This window comes from Candidatus Zixiibacteriota bacterium (genome assembly GCA_018820315.1).
Classification (GTDB): domain Bacteria; phylum Zixibacteria; class MSB-5A5; order JAABVY01; family JAHJOQ01; genus JAHJOQ01.
On the sequence record JAHJOQ010000073.1, the window covers coordinates 124166 to 140285 of the forward strand.

Genomic DNA, 16120 nt, shown 5'->3' on the forward strand with positions numbered 1-16120 from the left:
AAGAAGTTAGCCCTGTAATATATGTACAGAATCCGATCTGGCAAGTCTTTTCTACCAGCCCATGAGCTGTTCCAGATTGTTATTTATCTTGTCTGCCATCGACTCAAAATCGTCCCGTTTCCGCTTCTCGCGCTCAACAACATCGGGCGCAGCCTTCGACAGAAACTCCGGATTGCCGAGTTTGCGGCCGATCTTGAACAACTGATCCCGGACCTGATCGAGGTCTTTCTTGAGCCGCGATCGCTCTCTATCAATGTCGATCAGACCTTCAAGCGGTATAAACACTTCCGCGTCCTTGATCACTGCAGAAGCCGACAAATTCGGCCGTTTGGTGTCGGACCCGACGTGGAAATCGTTGATTCTGCCCAATTCAGTAATGTAGGTCGAATGAGTCTTCAGGGCCTCGGCAAGCTCTTCTGACGCTACTCTCACGTGCACATCAGCACGCTTCGATGGGGGAACGTTCATCTCGGCACGGACCGCTCTTATCGCGTTCACCACCGACTGGATGCTCTCCATTCCCGATTCAAGCTGCGGATCGATCCACTTGTTGTCATGTTTCGGATATTCCGCCACGATGATAGTGTGGCCCTTAGCCTCCCCGTCGGAGCTGTGCAGTCCCTGCCAGATTTCCTCGGTCACAAACGGCATATATGGATTTAGCAGCAGCAGAATCTTGTTGAGCACAAAGCTCACAACGTTGCGCGCTGCCTCTTTATCATCAGCATTCGCATCATCCCGGAGGCGCGACTTGACAAGCTCCACATACCAGTCACAGAAATCGTGCCAGATGAAGTCGTATAGCACTTTCGCGCCGGCGTTGAAACGAAATGTATCGAGGTTGGTTCGTACAGCTTTGATCGTCTGGTTCAACCGCGACAGAATCCACTCGTCCATCAGCGCGAGGTTGCCGTTCTGTTTGATATCTGCGAAGTACTCCGGCGATATGTTGTCGCCGAGATTCATCATCACGAAGCGAGATGCATTCCAAAGCTTGTTCGCGAAATTGCGACCCTGCTCGAACGTATTGAACGATATGCATGGGTCCTGACCTTCAGGTGTCGACAGCACGAGCGAAATCCTGAGCGCATCGGCGCCATGTTCCTTGATGATGTCGCGCGGATCGATGCCGTTGCCGAGCGATTTCGACATCTTGCGTCCCTGCGAATCGCGAACTGTGCCATGAATGTAAACATCGGTGAAAGGGATATCTCCGAGGAACTTGTACCCGGCCATCACCATTCTGGCCACCCAGAGATAGATGATTTCGGACGCCGTGAAGAGCGAATTCGTCGGATAGAATCTCTTCAGATCCGGAGTCTCCTCCGGCCAGCCGAATGTCGAGAACGGCCAGAGCCATGACGAGAACCATGTATCGAGAACATCGGGATCCTGCTCAACATCCTTCGACTTGCATTCAGGGCACTCTCGCGGTGTATCCTTTGCCACCCAGACATGATCGCAATCCTGGCAGTAGAATATCGGAATCCGATGTCCCCACCAGAGCTGCCGCGAGATGCACCAGTCGCGCACGTTCTCCAGCCAGTAGAGATAAGTCTTTTCCCAATGTTCTGGATGAAACCGCAATTTGCCGCTCTTAACAGCTTCGATTGCGGGTTCTGCAAGCGGCTTCATGCGAACATACCACTGTTTCGACAGGTACGGTTCGAGAACAGTACCACATCGATAGCAGACGCCAACCGAAAGATCGTACTTCTCCGTCTTTTCGAGATGCCCTTTCTTCTCAAGCTCTTTGAGCAGCGCCTTGCGACCCTCGTAACGATCCATACCCTTGAACTTGCCTGCGTTCTCATTGAGAGAGGCATCGGGATTCATGACATTGATCTGCGGCAGATCATGCCGAAGACCGATCTGGAAGTCGTTCGGATCGTGCGCGGGTGTGACTTTCACCACACCGGTGCCGAATTCGGGGTCGACATAGTCATCCGCAATGATCGGTATCTCGCGATCGAGAATCGGCAGGATCGCCGTCTGGCCGACATATTTCTGGTAGCGTTGATCTTTTGGGGACACAGCCAACGCGGCATCGCCAAGCATAGTCTCGGGACGTGTCGTCGCCACCGTCAGAAACTGGTCCGCTCCGGCGATTTTGTATTTGATATACCAGAGGTGCGAATGCTGATCCTGATATTCGACCTCGTCATCCGACAGCGATGTAAGGTCCTTCGGGCACCAGTTCGTGATGTAATGACCCTTGTAAATCAGCTTCTCGTTGAATAGCCGGATGAAGACTTCTTTCACGGCATCTGATAGTCCCTCGTCCATCGTGAATCTCGTACGATCCCAGTCGCAGGAGCAGCCAATGAGCTTCAACTGGTCTATGATGGCGTCAAATTTCTCTTCTTTCCACTTCCAGACACGCTCGACAAACTTCTCTCTTCCGATCTCCTGGCGGGTCGTTTTCTCTTTCACGAGCTGCTTTTCGACCACAACCTGAGTGGCGATTCCGGCATGATCTACGCCCGGCAGCCACTCGGTTTCGAAGCCAGCCATGCGTCTGTAACGGATCATTATGTCCTGCAGACTGTTATTGAGGGCGTGGCCTATGTGGAGTATATCAGTGACGTTCGGCGGCGGAATGACAATCGTGTACGGTGTCTTGCCATTGTCGGTAGCGTCAGCGTGGAAATACCCGCCGTCGAGCCAATGCTTGTACCATTTCTTCTCGGCGGACTTGAAGTCGTAATGTTTCGGTATCTCTGTCATTTCTCCGCTTCCTGAAAATTCAGCCGTCAATTACAGGGAAATGTGCCCGGAAGTCAAGGCAAACCTATTTAGACTTTGACCTGGGGCGTCCAGTTGACTATTATCCAGAAGTATCGGATTAATACGTGTATTGTTGACGAAAGGTTCTCTCTTATGTCAAGCTTTTATGAACTCGTTGATATCATGAAGAAACTGCGGGGACCTGAGGGCTGCCCATGGGATATAGAGCAGACCCATAAGTCATTGATTCCCTATTTATTAGAGGAGACGTACGAGGTTATCGAGCGGATTGAAGAGGCTGACCCGGTGAAGCTGAAGGATGAGCTGGGGGATCTTCTGCTGCAGATCGTGTTTCATGCTCAGATCGCGTCCGATGTGGGCGAATTCGACATAGAGGATATCTCGAAGGCTATATCTGATAAGCTTGTACGGCGGCATCCACATGTTTTCGAGAAGAAGGCTGATCTCACGCCTGATCAGGTAACGGTCAACTGGGAGCATATAAAGCTCGAAAAAGACGAGCCTCGCGACGGCGAGCGGAACTCGGTGTTGTCTGGTGTGCCGAAGAGCCTTCCGGCGCTACTGCGGGCGTATAGGGTGCAGGAGAAGGCGGCGCGGTTCGGGTTTGATTGGGAGAAGATCGAGGATATAATAGTCAAGCTCGACGAAGAGACCGTTGAATTGAAGTCTGAACTTGCAGATAAGAATGAATCCGGCATTATCGAGGAACTGGGCGATCTGCTCTTCACCGTCGTAAATATCGCGCGGTTCCTGAAGATCGACCCCGAACGCGCATTGAATCGCATCACGAATAAGTTCAAGACACGGTTCGAATATATCGAGACCCGCCTCGCTGAATCGGATCGCACTGTCGCAGACGCCACCCTTGCGGAAATGGACAAACTCTGGGACGAGTCGAAGAGGAGGTAGATGGCTGTGGGGCGCAGCATAACGGATGCGATCTCTGGTCGCCCGGCAATTGCCAATGGTGAAGGAGGGCAGGGTGAATAGCAGAGAAAGCTACCAACAGGTCATTGAGGATATCTTCGGGGCTGGCGTGAGCACTTTTGATTGCAGCAAGGACATTCGAAACAATGTGACCGGTGCCATCAATAATGAAAACTACCGGCCATTCACGAGAAACTTTGTCGCCAGACTGGAGAGACTTAGAACGACTTACGAAGGCCATGTCTCGTTCGGCGACCTCCTCAGACAAGTCAATATTGTAGCTGAAAGTGGTCTTTGGCGTGGTGCAGTAGCCGAGTTGGCTGCCTACGACTTCTTAAGTTGGAAGATACTCGAAGGGGATCGGATACTGTCTGAACCTGCCGAGTTGAATGTAGATCTGAGAAAGGAGCAGACATATGCGGCGGAACTCGGTAAGAAGTTCGCAAATGTTGACGGTTGTTTTAGGGGAATTGACGTTTACTTCGACGTCAAATGTCTCGGTGACGCTGCTTCGGCGTTGCTTAGAAGTGCAATCAAGGAGATCGTTAGCGAACTCGATATTCCAGGTTTGTGGATAGTCCCGGAATTCGCGAAGGACTTGGATTACGAGCTGATTCAAGACAATTGGTGTGCCCTCAAGCACGAATTAATTCGGGCTGCACGACACAACCAAGTAGTGAATCAAGTGAAATCAAATGTCGTGAAAGGGCTTGGTTTCAGTCTGAAGCGCGGACCCGGAGTAATGGCAACCGAAAGCAGCCACAATCCGTACCGTCATGCAGAAGTCTATTGGTCTAGAGTTTTCGGGCATTGTGACAAGTTTGTGAAAAACAGCCCGTTTATGCTTGTGTACGTCGTATTCCCATGGTTTAACAACACTCTCAGGCCGCATGGGGGCGAAAGTCTGACATTTTATCGGGCGTTAACTAGACGGGTTTTCTGTCAATGGATCGGTCATAAGACGCGTTTAGATACCGTACTTGATGACTTTCATAGTGATTGTACTATATGCGAAGTATCGCAGAGCCTTTCTGGGATACTCTTCTTAGAGGACAATGTCATACAGGGTGAGAATCCTGATCATCACAATTTGATCGCGCACATGTATCTTAATCCTAATGCTGAACACAGCTTGAAACGGACGCTATTCTTTGATTTTGCGCTGACTTCTGGTCTTGATACGTTTGATGACTTTGAGCATGATAATTACTGACAGCACGAGGACGTACACCAACCACAAATCGTGTTCTGTTGGTGCGCGGGGATATACACCAACCAATATTCTATGACTAAATCTCACCTGCCAGTTCGACAATGCGCTTGTACGGAATCGCGATCCAGCTCTCTGCCGAAAATGCGCCGTTGGCCATGCTGATCATCGAGACTTTGGCAGCTGTCTCCTCATCGGGAGCTTCATAGATGTCACAGAAATCATAAGAACCGAGCAGGGCGTAGTGAGCGAGAAATTTCACCTCGGGACATTTTTCCCTGACCTGTTCCAGCCAGCTCTTGCCGATTGTTTCGCGGTCCTTTATCTTCGCTGCGACCTCTGGCGACAGTTTCGTCATCAGCATAAATGTCTTCATTTGAACACCTCCGTTAATTTCGATCTATTAGTATGACCAATTGGTCGTTACTTATCGAGAGGTCATCCCTGATGTACATTCGAGTTGTTGCTACCTGATGGACTCACTAGTAAATGTAGCACACGATTCGGGAGTTGTGAAGAAAAAACTGACGATGAGGGACTGCAGTGGAATGGAATCGTCAGAAGTCTTGTCTGCCCTGAAGCGCTTTGGTAAGGGTGTTCTGATCGGCGTATTCGATGTCGGATCCGATCGGCAGGCCGCGCGCGATCCGCGTGACTCTGATTTTTAGCGGTTTGACGAGTCGAGAGACATAGACGGCTGTGGCCTCGCCCTCGACATTAGGATTGGTTGCGATTATTACCTCTTTGATCTCGTCTTTCAGTCGCGAAACAAACTCTTTGAATCTAAGTTGCTCAGGGCCGATGCCGTCGAGAGGGGAGAGGGCACCCTGAAGGACGTGGTACAATCCTCGGTACTCGCCGCTTTTCTCGATCGCCAGGATGTCGTTGGCTTCTTCGACGACGCAGATTGTCGTATTGTCCCGTTTGGGATCGGTACATATAGCGCACGGGTCGGTCTCGGTGATGTTGGAGCAGATCGAGCAGCGGACGATTTTTTCCTTAACATCGACAATCGCCCTCGCCAGACTTCTGGCATCCTCTTTCTTCATCTTGAGAATCCAGAATGTAAGTCTCTGGGCGGTCTTGCGACCTATGCCGGGAAGCTTCGACAGCTCTCCGATCAGCTTCTCAACCGATTGTGCTGACTTGAACATAATAGTTAGAACGGCAAATTCATGCCGGGGATTTTCATGCCACCGGTTATTGCGGCCATTTTCTCGGCAGCAAGTTCCTGTGCATTCTGCTGAGCCTGATTGACTGCTGCAACTATCAGATCCTCGAGCATCTCAACGTCTTCGGGGTCCACGACTTCTTTTTCTATCTTGACCTGAACGATCTCCTGCTTACCGTTGGCGATCACTTTTACCATGCCGCCGCCTGAAGTTCCCTCGATGCGCTCCTCTTCGAGCTCGGCCTGGATCTCTTCCATTTTGGCCTGCATCTTCTGAACCTGTTTCATCATATCGCCTAAACCTTTACCCATTGTTTGCTCCTTTGGGGGTTATCCTTTTTATGCTGGTAATCTTTCCATCATATCTCTCAACGATTTTTTGGATGTCGGGGTTCTTCCTGAAGACATCTTCCGGACTAATATCAAACCTCGGATCGAGTGTCATCTTCGGTTCATCCAGCCGCAACCCGGGATCCGTCTCCACTCGGAATTTGACAAACCTTCCATAGTATTTTTGGAGCTCCATCTCGAGCTGCTTGATCTTCGCCGACGTCAACAAAGTATCAATACCGGAATCAGGAGGGAAAGTCAACTGCAGGATGCCGTCACTGACAAATTCCGCGTTGCCTTTCCTGAGCATCATCGAAAGCATGCCGTTGATCTGTGTGTAGCCGTCCAGAAATCCCTTCCATCCGGTGCCGGGTTTATCCGAGGGGGCTTTACTCCGCACTTCCTCATCGTCCCCGGCAGGTTTATTCAGAATCGGGCTTTTTTTTTCCGCCGGTGAAGACTCTCCCGACGATGTTCCATTAAAGAGATCCTTGGGAGGGGCGGATTCCTGTCGCGATGAAGAGATCTCCGAAAGTTTCTTGAGCACGTCAGCAAGAGTGGCGGTCGTGTCCATCCTGGCCAATCTCAGCAGAGCCATTTCGAGGAATATTCTCGGCTCGGCACCTTCTTTCAGTTGTTGTCTCAAGTCGGAGATTACCTGCACCATTCGAAGGATGTCGCTTTCGGAGAAATAGCCCTCTTGTGCAACGTACTTCTCGATGTAAAGGTCTGAGAGTTCGAGAAACTGGGATGGTTCCGGTACAGAGGCAGTGATCAAGAGATTTCTGAGATGCTCCTGAAAGTCGATCAGGAATTGTCCAATATCGGATCCGCTCTCAGTTAATTTCAAAACCTGCTCAAGTAGTGACCTGGTGTCGTGATTATGGATCGTCTCAGTTAGATTAAACAAGAGGTTTAGATCGACAAGACCGAGTGCATCGGAGATTAATTCAACAGTGACACCATCATTGGCGTAAGCCAGCACCTGCTCGAACAGCGACAGCGCGTCGCGCAGTGATCCATCACCTTTCCTGGCGATCAGCGCGAGGGCATCGTCGGTGATATTGATATTTTCTTTCTCGGCGGCGCTTCTAAGACTTTCCGTCAACTTGGTTAGTGGTATCCTCCTGAAATCGTAGCGCTGCGCCCGGGAGAGAATCGTCGCCGGCAGGTTGTGCGGTTCAGTAGTCGCAAACATGAAGACAACGTGTGCAGGAGGTTCTTCGAGAGTCTTGAGCAACGCATCGAACGCTGCGCCGGAAAGGCGGTGCACTTCATCGATTATATATATCTTGTACCTGCTTCCGGCAGGAGCGTAGCGGACATTCTCACGCAGATCGCGTATGGAATCGACACCTGTGTTCGACGCAGCATCGATTTCGATGACATCCATCGACGATGATGAAACGATCTCCCTGCAGTTGACGCATTTCAGGCACGGTTCCGCAGTCGGTCCCTCAACACAATTGAGGGCTTTCGCCAGGATTCGCGCAGTTGACGTCTTCCCAGTTCCTCTCGTGCCGCAGAAGATGTATGCGTGAGCGATTCGTCCCATCTGGACGGCCTTCTTCAGCGTCTCAGTGATATGCTCCTGCGCAACGATCTCGTCGAACGTCTGAGGGCGGAGTTTCCGTGCAAGTACCAGATATGTCACGAATTCGACAGCTCCATATTTGACCCGTGCACCCACCTCCGATCCCGCTGACCTAACAACGGTACGGCCAGTTAGCTCAGGTCAAGCTTCCCCGCATCACACTCAAAGACATGCTTACCGCTGCTTCCTTCCGGACCTGACGGGATTGGGCAGCCTCAAGTTGCACGGGACCTGACCGTCAACACCACTTAACCGGGCCGTGCAAGCTGCTGACGGACCTCGGGTGGGCATCAGTCCCGGTATAGCGGATTCCGGGTAACAGGGCACCGCTAGCTCCCCACTTAGCACGGGAATATTTTCGCGCGCCTTCAGCCTATGTGCTCGGCTCGGCGAATCATTACTCGCCATATAGCCGAAAACGAACAGACTGAATATAAGACTTTCGCACGGCGTGGGCAAGTGTCGGTTGCCTCAAGGTCTCGAAAAGATGGCTTTCACTCCCAGTTTCAGTCTGTCGCTGGAGCATTTTATCTTCTGCGCATGCCAGCGCAATCATATATGGTTGTACGGTTGCACTTTTTGTGAATCTGATTTGTCTTCGAAATCAGGCGATTTCGCCTTTCTGCGCCCGACAGCTCGATCTTCCATCACACAAATCCATGCGACCCCGTCAGTGTTTCGTAAGTGCTTGTCGCACTGTAAGTTCTTTCGGCACGTGTCAGTGACTGGATTCTGGCTGAAATGTGTTTAGGTTCGAGAAATTTCCTGCAAATCGGTTCATTAATTGCTGACTTCATAGCTAAGTATTGGGATTGATGCTGAAGAATACATATTAATAGTATATTCGAGTATTATCAGAAGGAGAGAGCACATGAAATTTATCTTGCTCACACTGGCTATTGTTAGCCTTCTCGCTTCGTCGGCGTTCGGCTTCACAGGTTGGCTTTCGACGCCATCAGGAGTGACTGGCACAGGAATCTGGGCTGACAACTTCAAGATATCCTGGGATGTCACTCAGCAGGGCAATGACTGGTATTACGAGTACTGGTTGACACAGACCAATAATGAGCCTCTGGTTGTAGGTGCTGTCAGTCACTGGCTGCTGGAAGTCTCACCCCGTACTGATACGGGAACAGACTTCTGGGGATTTAGTGGTGGAACAGAGGTGCAGGACAACTGGCAGACAGCGGCTGGGTTCACATTTGTCGGACGTGCTCTCAAGCTCGACTATGGTGCGACGCATTACTCATTCTATTCCAACCGCGCCCCGGTGTGGGGTGACTTCTTCGCGAAGGATGGCACCGCCGGAAACGACCAGGGGATCTTCAATTATGCCTGGAATACCGGTTTCTTTGATCCGGACCCGATGGATGCTCCATCCGATGGTTCGATCGGATATAAGATTCTGCGGCCGGATACGTATACTGAGGTTATCCCGGAACCGACCACTCTCGGACTTCTCGGATTGGGACTACTTGGTCTGGGCACCCGGTTACGCAAGAAATCCATGTAAGCTTTCTGACGTTGAAGAGCGGATATTCAAGGCGCTGATTTGATCAGCGCCTTTACTTTTTCTTATGATATTGAATCGTCTTAACTAAGAAGACCCTCGTTAGAGGGTCTGATATTTTGGTGGAGCAGAGCGGGCTCGAACCGCCGACCTGTACGTTGCGAACGTACCGCTCTCCCAGCTGAGCTACTGCCCCACGGCTGACCAATAATAAAGCGAGACCGGGACATTTACAAGAGAATTCTGCTCAACTTAGTGCGAGATCAATACACCAACAAGGTGTCGACAATCCAGCAAAGTGATCATTCGGAGCGCTCCAGCGGAGTGCCATCGGCCTTCCCGAAGACATACCAAGCCTGGTTTTCCGGACAGTGAGTCCTCGTGCGGCGGCGGCAAGTAATACGGATGAGCGACAGTGCGAGAAAGCTGACTCTTGATCTATTATTGCGATCTAAGGCGAGGATCTCCGAAGTTAGCCGCTGTAAGAGTCTTCTTGAGGCTGTCCTGAACTTCATCCCAGAATGTCTTCATGGAGCAATTGCTGAATCGGCTGCATCCACAATCGATGTCTGAGCCTGCGCACAGATTCACCTGAAGTGGACCTTCCATAGCTTCCACGACATCCAGGAAGGAAACTGTCTCTCTCGGTTTCGCGAGTTGGTAACCGCCGGTGACACCCTGAAATGACTTCAGGATTCCTGCTCTGGTAAGCTCTTTGAGAATCTTGGCGAGAAAGTCGCGAGGTATAGCTTCTGCTTCCGCGATCTCCGATATGGAGCTTTTCTTCTCCGGTTTCTGTCCTGCGATATACGCCAGTGCCCTGAGTGCGTAGTCGGATTTTCTTGAAATGTGCATAATTCCTCACTGCTTGAGACAACTTCTAGCTGTTTGCAATTCCAACATGGATAATACCGAACTCCAAACACCACCATTATAACCCGTTCAGTTTACGCATTTTCCTTTGCAACGCAAGGGAAAAATTCCTAATTGGAACCATTATCTACACATTGAACCGATCCCGATCTCTCCAGGTTCCCGGCAGGATTACCAGGTCGGTCCATCTGGGAAGGCAGACGATGCAACGGTTGCCAGTGTTCCAGCTAAGTCGTTAATATGGAATAGATTATAAGCGTGGGTGGTGGTGGGTGAGCTATAGTTGAGTTCTTCGCGGGTATCAGACGTCTGAGATACGAATCGGGTTGATCGCCGTCAGGATGAAATGCAATCCGGGATCAAATCTCTAAGGAGGGATCGCAAGTGAGAGTCAAGATTTGGGTTAAATCCTTGCATTCTGTCTATAATCTTCCCCGATGCATCGAACACAATGAGTGTTGGAATCGCGCGTATACCAAACCTGTTACCAAGAGCGCGACTCTGATCCAGCATTACATCGTAAGGCATTGGATATCGTGCAAGAAATCGCTCCACTTTATTCTGCGATTCACCGAGGTTAATAGCGATCACTTCCAGGCAATCGTGGCTCTTCAGACTTTCGTAGAATCGATCCAAGACGGGTATCTGTCTCTTGCACGGTCCGCACCATGAAGCCCAAAAATCGAGTATGACCACTTTGCCGGCGTAGTCGGAGATGGCAAAATCGGCGCCATCGACGATCCTTGGGTGTTCACCTTCGGTCGCGTCGGCGGAGGTGTTGGCTGTGGATGTCGCCTCATTGTCGGTATTCAACAGAAACTTGTACGCCAGGAAGAGCAGGACAAGCGCAGCTACAAGGATAGTGTATTTCTTCATTCTTCACCTCAGTTCGCTCATGATGTCATCGCCATCTTATTATAATCAATTTGCAGTGTCGACCGCAACAGGAGAAAACTCCGAATGAGACAAGGATGTCATACTGACACAATGAGGATTGCCTTAGTCATGAAGGGAGACTACTCGACCGAGAACTCTCCATCAGAAGAAGCGATGACGTCCTTGTAGTTGTTGGCAGCGAATTCGTTCAAGACTATGATAGCAATTCGTCGGTTGCCGGGGTTCCCTGGATCGTTTTCAAATCTCGGTTGATTGGCTGCGAATCCTCTGATTTCCTTGATCCGCGATTCATCCATGCCAGCGCTCAGCATAACGCGTCGCGCAGTATTAGCGCGATCGGCGGACAGCTCCCAGTTAGTGTAATTCGCACCATCCCGATACTTCTTGCTGTCAGTGTGACCTTCGATCACTACACTGTAGGAGAGTGTCGAGATTTCGGCGGAAATAGCATCCAGGATCGCCTGACCATCTATGCTCATCTCTGCAGATCCGCTCGCGAAGAATGACGATTTGTCATTGTTCTCTATCAGCAGTATCCTGAGGCCGTCAGGTGTGAGCTCGATATCGATCTGGTTTTTGAATCTTGTGAAGCTGCTCATAGACTCGAGCTTTTCGCCGATTCTCTTGCCGACATCTTTGAGACTCTTGAAGGTCTCTGCGGCTTTTTCTTGACGTTTCAGATCCTTTACGGGTTTGCTCCCGGACCCATCCTTGAACAGCCCTTTCTTTCCGGGAAGGACTCCCTCGGCGCCGGCTCCTGAGAGGCCGCCCGGGTCCCTGAAATATTGGGCGACATTTTCCTTGATTGAGTCATCAAGGCTGACAATCCACATGACCAGGAAGAATGCCATCATCGCGGTGACGAAATCCGCATAGGCTACTTTCCACGCCCCGCCGTGATGGCCGCCGTGGCCACCCTTCTTCTTCTTGATTATGATTGGCTGCTGATTGTTGTCCTGATTCTCGTCGACCATGACTCCGGTGCTTAGCCTTTCTTTTGTTTAGCTTCTCTGCAGGCGTCTTCGACTTCTTTAAATGTAGGCCGGACTTCCGGTGAGATACCTCGGCGTGCGAACTCGGCTACGAACGACGGAACATATCCTCGGTTGAATCCAAGCAATCCTTGTTTGAGGCACTTATAATAGCCGAGAGCCTCATTCGTCTTCTGCTCGATGTTGATTGTCAACGGCTGAACGAATCCGTAGGATGCGAGAATTCCAAGAAACGTGCCGACTAATGCCGCTCCGACCTTGTGTCCTATCACTTCGGGGGGACCATCGATAGCACCCATCGTGATAACGACACCGAGCACGGCGGCAACGATACCGAAACCGGGCAGCGCATCACCAACTTTGCTGAGTATGCCGGTCGGTGTTTCCTCTTCGCTGTGATGCGAATCCAGATCCAGGTCCATTATTTCATCAAGTTCGTGCCCCGGCACCGCTCCGGTTGTGATGCTGCGGACAGTGTCGCAGAAAAACGCGACAGCGAAATGGTCATTTATGAATCGTTTGTACTTGTTCAAGATTTCGCTTTCATCTGGTTTCTCAATGTGAACTTCCAGCGCGATGACGCCGTCTCGACGAGCTATATTGAAGATTTCGTACATCATCACGAGCAGCTCTATGTAATCACTTTTCTGTGGGCCGGACTTGGTAATGCTCAAAACCTGGTGAATCATCCTCTTCAGTGTTTTCAGGGGAGTTCCGATCAGGAGCATGCCCATAGCTGCGCCGCCGATAATTAGGAACTCGGCGGGCTGGTTAAGGGCGAGCGGATGTCCACCCTCCCATATGAAACCGCCTACTACAGCTCCGAGTACTACCAGAAAGCCTAGCAATGCGAGCATACTCAAGTCCTCTCGTGAAGAAGCAGTCCAAGCGTCAGTAGCATTATCGTCAACATTTCGACATTCCTTAACCGTTAAGCCACAAGCAGATCACAACCAGGCGCCGGAGACAGTTGCATAGCAGATCGTCAATAGTTTTTGTGCACGTAGCGCTCGGTTGTGCTTATCCAATATCTGACATTGGAGGTGCTCTCGATAAAGAGATCGACCAAATTCCGAATTTTAGGCGGGCATGTCTACTTTGAGGCAGATGACACGAGAATGTGCACGCCTGTTGTCTGGCCAGGGGTATATTCGAAACCTTTGAAGTCGGGTGAATCCTCGTTATGGCATCCCAGGCAAGCTGTTTCGCCGGCGACTACCAGGCCGAGTTCAATCGCTTTGCCAAGGTCCTTCATTACTCGCATTTTGCGATATTCGGATCCGGGCCCGTGGCACGACTCGCACTCGACATTCTCAATCAATGTGCCGTCAGCCTTGATGCCGGTCGAGTGGCAGCGGATGCATTCGGGGCTGGTTGGCTGGTCGCCCTCAAGAAGCGTTATCGCCCTGGCATGTTTTGTGCCTCTCCACGATTCGTAGATCTCGAAGTGACACAATCTGCATTTTTGGGCACCGACGTATTCCAAATCTGGTGCCTCCATGCTGTCAGCGGCGATCAACACAGCGGTGAAGAAGTGATCTGTCTCCGGGTTGTTGTGGCCCAAAAGTGCGAAAGAGAGAAGCGTTGCAACAGTCAGAATGACAAGAAGCGATGTGATGCCAAATGCTTTAGACAAAGCGAATCCTCAATCAAAGTTGTGCGATAAGTCATCGGTGGCGAGAATTGCATTGTATCGGACTCGCCACGGTGCCTCGCTCGGGGTGAATATATCTCTCGGCAGGACTCTGTCAAGATTAAACGGTCAGATTTGCATTGCGATTACAATCGATCTTATTTATTATCATCGTTACTGAATAAGTTGACGAAAGGAAACTTCTGGAGACACCACTAATCACGTCCCCGACCGGCATTCTCGCAATCCTTGCAGGCGTCTGTTCGTTCTTTTTCATGCTGGAGAAGAAGACCGGTTGGAAGATATTCAATTTCTTTCCTCCTCTGATTTTCATCTATATGATTCCTGCGGTATTGTCGAATACCGGTGTGATGACTAATGACTCTCCAGTGTATGGCTGGATGAGCGATTTGTTGCTGCCGCTGTTTCTGACCATCATGCTGCTCGATGTCGACGTAAAGGGAGCCGTAAGGGTAATGGGGAGAGGGATCTTTGTCATGTTGCTCGGCACCGTCGGAGTCATTGTCGGCGCACCGATCGGCTACTTCTGCGTCAAGTCCGCGCTCGATCCGGAAGCGTGGCGCGGATTCGGAACTCTCGCCGGAAGCTGGATCGGAGGAACCGGCAATATGGCGGCTGTCAACGAGGCTTTGAAGACAATTCAGGGTGTCGATCCGTCGATTGCCGAACAGATTGCTGCCAAGAACTATGGACTTGCCGCTATCGCCGACAATATGGTTTATCTCATTTGGTTGCCGATCATGCTCGGTTCCAAGAACCTGGCCAAACGATTCAATAAGTTTACCGGAGTTAGTCAGAAACGGCTCGATGATATGCATGCTGCCGCGGGCGAGCTGAGCACCGACAAGGGAAAAGTGGAGATGAGGCATATTCTCTATCTCCTCTTCTTCGGACTTGCGGTGACATTTGTCGCGAGTTCTCTTGCAGGCGTGCTGCCTACCAAATCTCCTATCCTCACAGCCAGCACATGGAAGATACTCCTCGTAACTTCGTTGGCCTTGCTGCTGTCTCTGACCAGAGCGAGGAAAATCCCCGGATCGCATCCTCTCGCCATGGCTCTGGTCTATCTGTTTGTGGCCAAAATGGGAGGAAGCGCCGATATTTCCGGACTCGCGGAAGATGCACCATGGTTCGTTGCGGGAGCATATATCTGGATATTCATTCACGGAGTATTCTGCCTGCTCGGGGCGAAGATCTTTAAAGTTGATGTTCATACAGTCGCGATTGCGTCGGCCGCTAACATCGGAGGCGCTGCATCTGCGCCAATAGTAGCCGCATACCATAATGAGGCGCTCGTACCCGTCAGCATTCTGATGGCGCTGATTGGTTATGCAATCGGCAACTACGGTGCACTTGCCGCCGCATGGCTGTGCTCACTCGTTGCGTAGCGATTGTCCTCGACCCCATTCGATCCAACTTCTGTAGATAGTTCATTGACATCTTTAGGTGCTTGTGGCAGCTTTGGTGACCCGTCGAAATGTGCGGCGGGAATGTATCCGGTGTGGGAGGAACTAAAGATGAGTCACACTGCTCGTTCCTGATTCCCGAGAATTAGCAAGTCAATGTTTCCGTAACACTGCATGCACCTCCGCATGCTGTTCCGGCGGGTTATCGACATGCTTATGTACCGGGCCGAGACCTTCCCAATGATAGACAGCATCGAAGCCGTCGAACAGTTTAAGAATTTCATTCGGTTCCAGAAATGTTCTCACGCCACCTGAAGTGGTGATGAATGAATTCGTGCCGATCTGCTTCTCTTTCGAGAAGCGCTCGTACGATGGATCATCTTTTCTGAATGCGAGCACGAAGACGAGACCGTCATCGGTTAGCCATTTGTGAATTTTGTGGATGAGGAAAGATATATCCTCCCATCTAAGGAGCTGGATGATTCCAAACAGCAGGATTGCGGAATAGTATCCATCCTCAACTCGAAGGTCCTCAAAGCTCACATTGCATGGGTTGATCAGGAGGTTTTGCTTTCTTGCGCGGCTTGCGAGATGCTCGACTGCCACATACGAAGTGTCGATTGCGTCAACATTGAAACCTTGTCCGGCGAGGAAGAGTGAATTGCGCCCCTGCCCGGCGCCGATATCGAGCACCGGCTTGCTTCTATTGATTAGTCGGCAGTGATTCTCAAGCATCTCATCCGGCTTATCACCGAAATAGTTAGAATGCTCGCTATATATGCTATTGTACTGCTTCTCCTGCAAGTTT

Annotated in this window: 15 protein-coding genes, 1 tRNA gene and 1 other RNA gene; 4 read left to right on the forward strand and 13 right to left on the reverse strand. The window is 50.8% G+C overall.

Features of this window, described 5'->3' with window-relative positions; all coding sequences use genetic code 11:
• Window positions 1-51 precede the first annotated feature (51 nt).
• Window positions 52-2727, reverse strand: a complete 2676-nt coding sequence (locus KKH67_07035; protein ID MBU1318939.1) for a valine--tRNA ligase — start codon at window positions 2725-2727, stop codon at window positions 52-54.
• Window positions 2728-2880: 153 nt separating this feature from the next.
• On the opposite strand from KKH67_07035, the gene mazG reads away from it, so the two are divergent.
• Both mazG and KKH67_07045 read left to right on the forward strand, forming a co-directional pair.
• Window positions 2881-3657, forward strand: coding sequence for a nucleoside triphosphate pyrophosphohydrolase (gene mazG, locus KKH67_07040; GenBank protein MBU1318940.1), 777 nt, complete (start codon window positions 2881-2883; stop codon window positions 3655-3657).
• Window positions 3658-3730: 73 nt separating this feature from the next.
• A complete protein-coding gene (locus KKH67_07045; GenBank protein MBU1318941.1) occupies window positions 3731-4888 on the forward strand; it encodes a hypothetical protein in 1158 nt (385 codons plus the stop codon).
• Window positions 4889-4964: 76 nt separating this feature from the next.
• On the opposite strand, the gene KKH67_07050 is transcribed toward KKH67_07045, so the two are convergent.
• From KKH67_07050 to ffs, 5 genes are all read right to left on the reverse strand, one after another.
• A complete protein-coding gene (locus KKH67_07050; protein ID MBU1318942.1) occupies window positions 4965-5261 on the reverse strand; it encodes a GYD domain-containing protein in 297 nt (98 codons plus the stop codon).
• Between the two features lie 181 nt (window positions 5262-5442).
• Window positions 5443-6039, reverse strand: a complete 597-nt coding sequence (gene recR / locus KKH67_07055) for a recombination mediator RecR (GenBank protein MBU1318943.1) — start codon at window positions 6037-6039, stop codon at window positions 5443-5445.
• A gap of 5 nt (window positions 6040-6044) precedes the next feature.
• Window positions 6045-6368, reverse strand: coding sequence for a YbaB/EbfC family nucleoid-associated protein (locus KKH67_07060; protein MBU1318944.1), 324 nt, complete (start codon window positions 6366-6368; stop codon window positions 6045-6047).
• Entirely contained in the window at window positions 6361-8076 is a 1716-nt protein-coding gene (gene dnaX / locus KKH67_07065) for a DNA polymerase III subunit gamma/tau (GenBank protein ID MBU1318945.1), read from the reverse strand. The genes KKH67_07060 and dnaX overlap by 8 nt, the downstream gene beginning before the upstream one ends.
• Window positions 8065-8330: signal recognition particle sRNA large type (gene ffs / locus KKH67_07070), an RNA gene on the reverse strand. Before ffs ends, dnaX begins: the two co-directional genes overlap by 12 nt.
• 521 nt (window positions 8331-8851) lie before the next feature.
• Between ffs and KKH67_07075 the strand changes: the two genes are divergently transcribed.
• Window positions 8852-9493 carry a PEP-CTERM sorting domain-containing protein gene (locus KKH67_07075; GenBank protein MBU1318946.1) on the forward strand — a complete coding sequence of 214 codons (642 nt, stop codon included), beginning with the start codon at window positions 8852-8854 and terminating at the stop codon, window positions 9491-9493.
• Window positions 9494-9610: 117 nt separating this feature from the next.
• On the opposite strand, the gene KKH67_07080 is transcribed toward KKH67_07075, so the two are convergent.
• The 6 genes from KKH67_07080 to KKH67_07105 all read right to left on the reverse strand — a co-directional run bounded on the left by KKH67_07080 (window position 9611) and on the right by KKH67_07105 (window position 13888).
• Window positions 9611-9686, reverse strand: a tRNA-Ala gene (locus KKH67_07080).
• A 245-nt stretch (window positions 9687-9931) separates the two neighbouring features.
• Window positions 9932-10345, reverse strand: coding sequence for an Rrf2 family transcriptional regulator (locus tag KKH67_07085; GenBank protein MBU1318947.1), 414 nt, complete (start codon window positions 10343-10345; stop codon window positions 9932-9934).
• A gap of 354 nt (window positions 10346-10699) precedes the next feature.
• Complete coding sequence (locus KKH67_07090; GenBank protein MBU1318948.1) at window positions 10700-11239, reverse strand: TlpA family protein disulfide reductase; 540 nt, start codon at window positions 11237-11239, stop codon at window positions 10700-10702.
• Between the two features lie 140 nt (window positions 11240-11379).
• Complete coding sequence (locus KKH67_07095; protein MBU1318949.1) at window positions 11380-12234, reverse strand: OmpA family protein; 855 nt, start codon at window positions 12232-12234, stop codon at window positions 11380-11382.
• A gap of 11 nt (window positions 12235-12245) precedes the next feature.
• Window positions 12246-13109, reverse strand: coding sequence for a flagellar motor stator protein MotA (gene motA, locus KKH67_07100; GenBank protein ID MBU1318950.1), 864 nt, complete (start codon window positions 13107-13109; stop codon window positions 12246-12248).
• A 236-nt stretch (window positions 13110-13345) separates the two neighbouring features.
• Entirely contained in the window at window positions 13346-13888 is a 543-nt protein-coding gene (locus KKH67_07105; GenBank protein MBU1318951.1) for a cytochrome c3 family protein, read from the reverse strand.
• A 272-nt stretch (window positions 13889-14160) separates the two neighbouring features.
• On the opposite strand from KKH67_07105, the gene KKH67_07110 reads away from it, so the two are divergent.
• The gene (locus KKH67_07110; GenBank protein ID MBU1318952.1) at window positions 14161-15294 is read left to right on the forward strand and encodes a DUF819 family protein; all 1134 of its coding nucleotides are present in this window, start codon (window positions 14161-14163) and stop codon (window positions 15292-15294) included.
• A gap of 171 nt (window positions 15295-15465) precedes the next feature.
• On the opposite strand, the gene KKH67_07115 is transcribed toward KKH67_07110, so the two are convergent.
• Window positions 15466-16116, reverse strand: a complete 651-nt coding sequence (locus KKH67_07115) for a class I SAM-dependent methyltransferase (GenBank protein ID MBU1318953.1) — start codon at window positions 16114-16116, stop codon at window positions 15466-15468.
• Window positions 16117-16120: the final 4 nt, after the last annotated feature.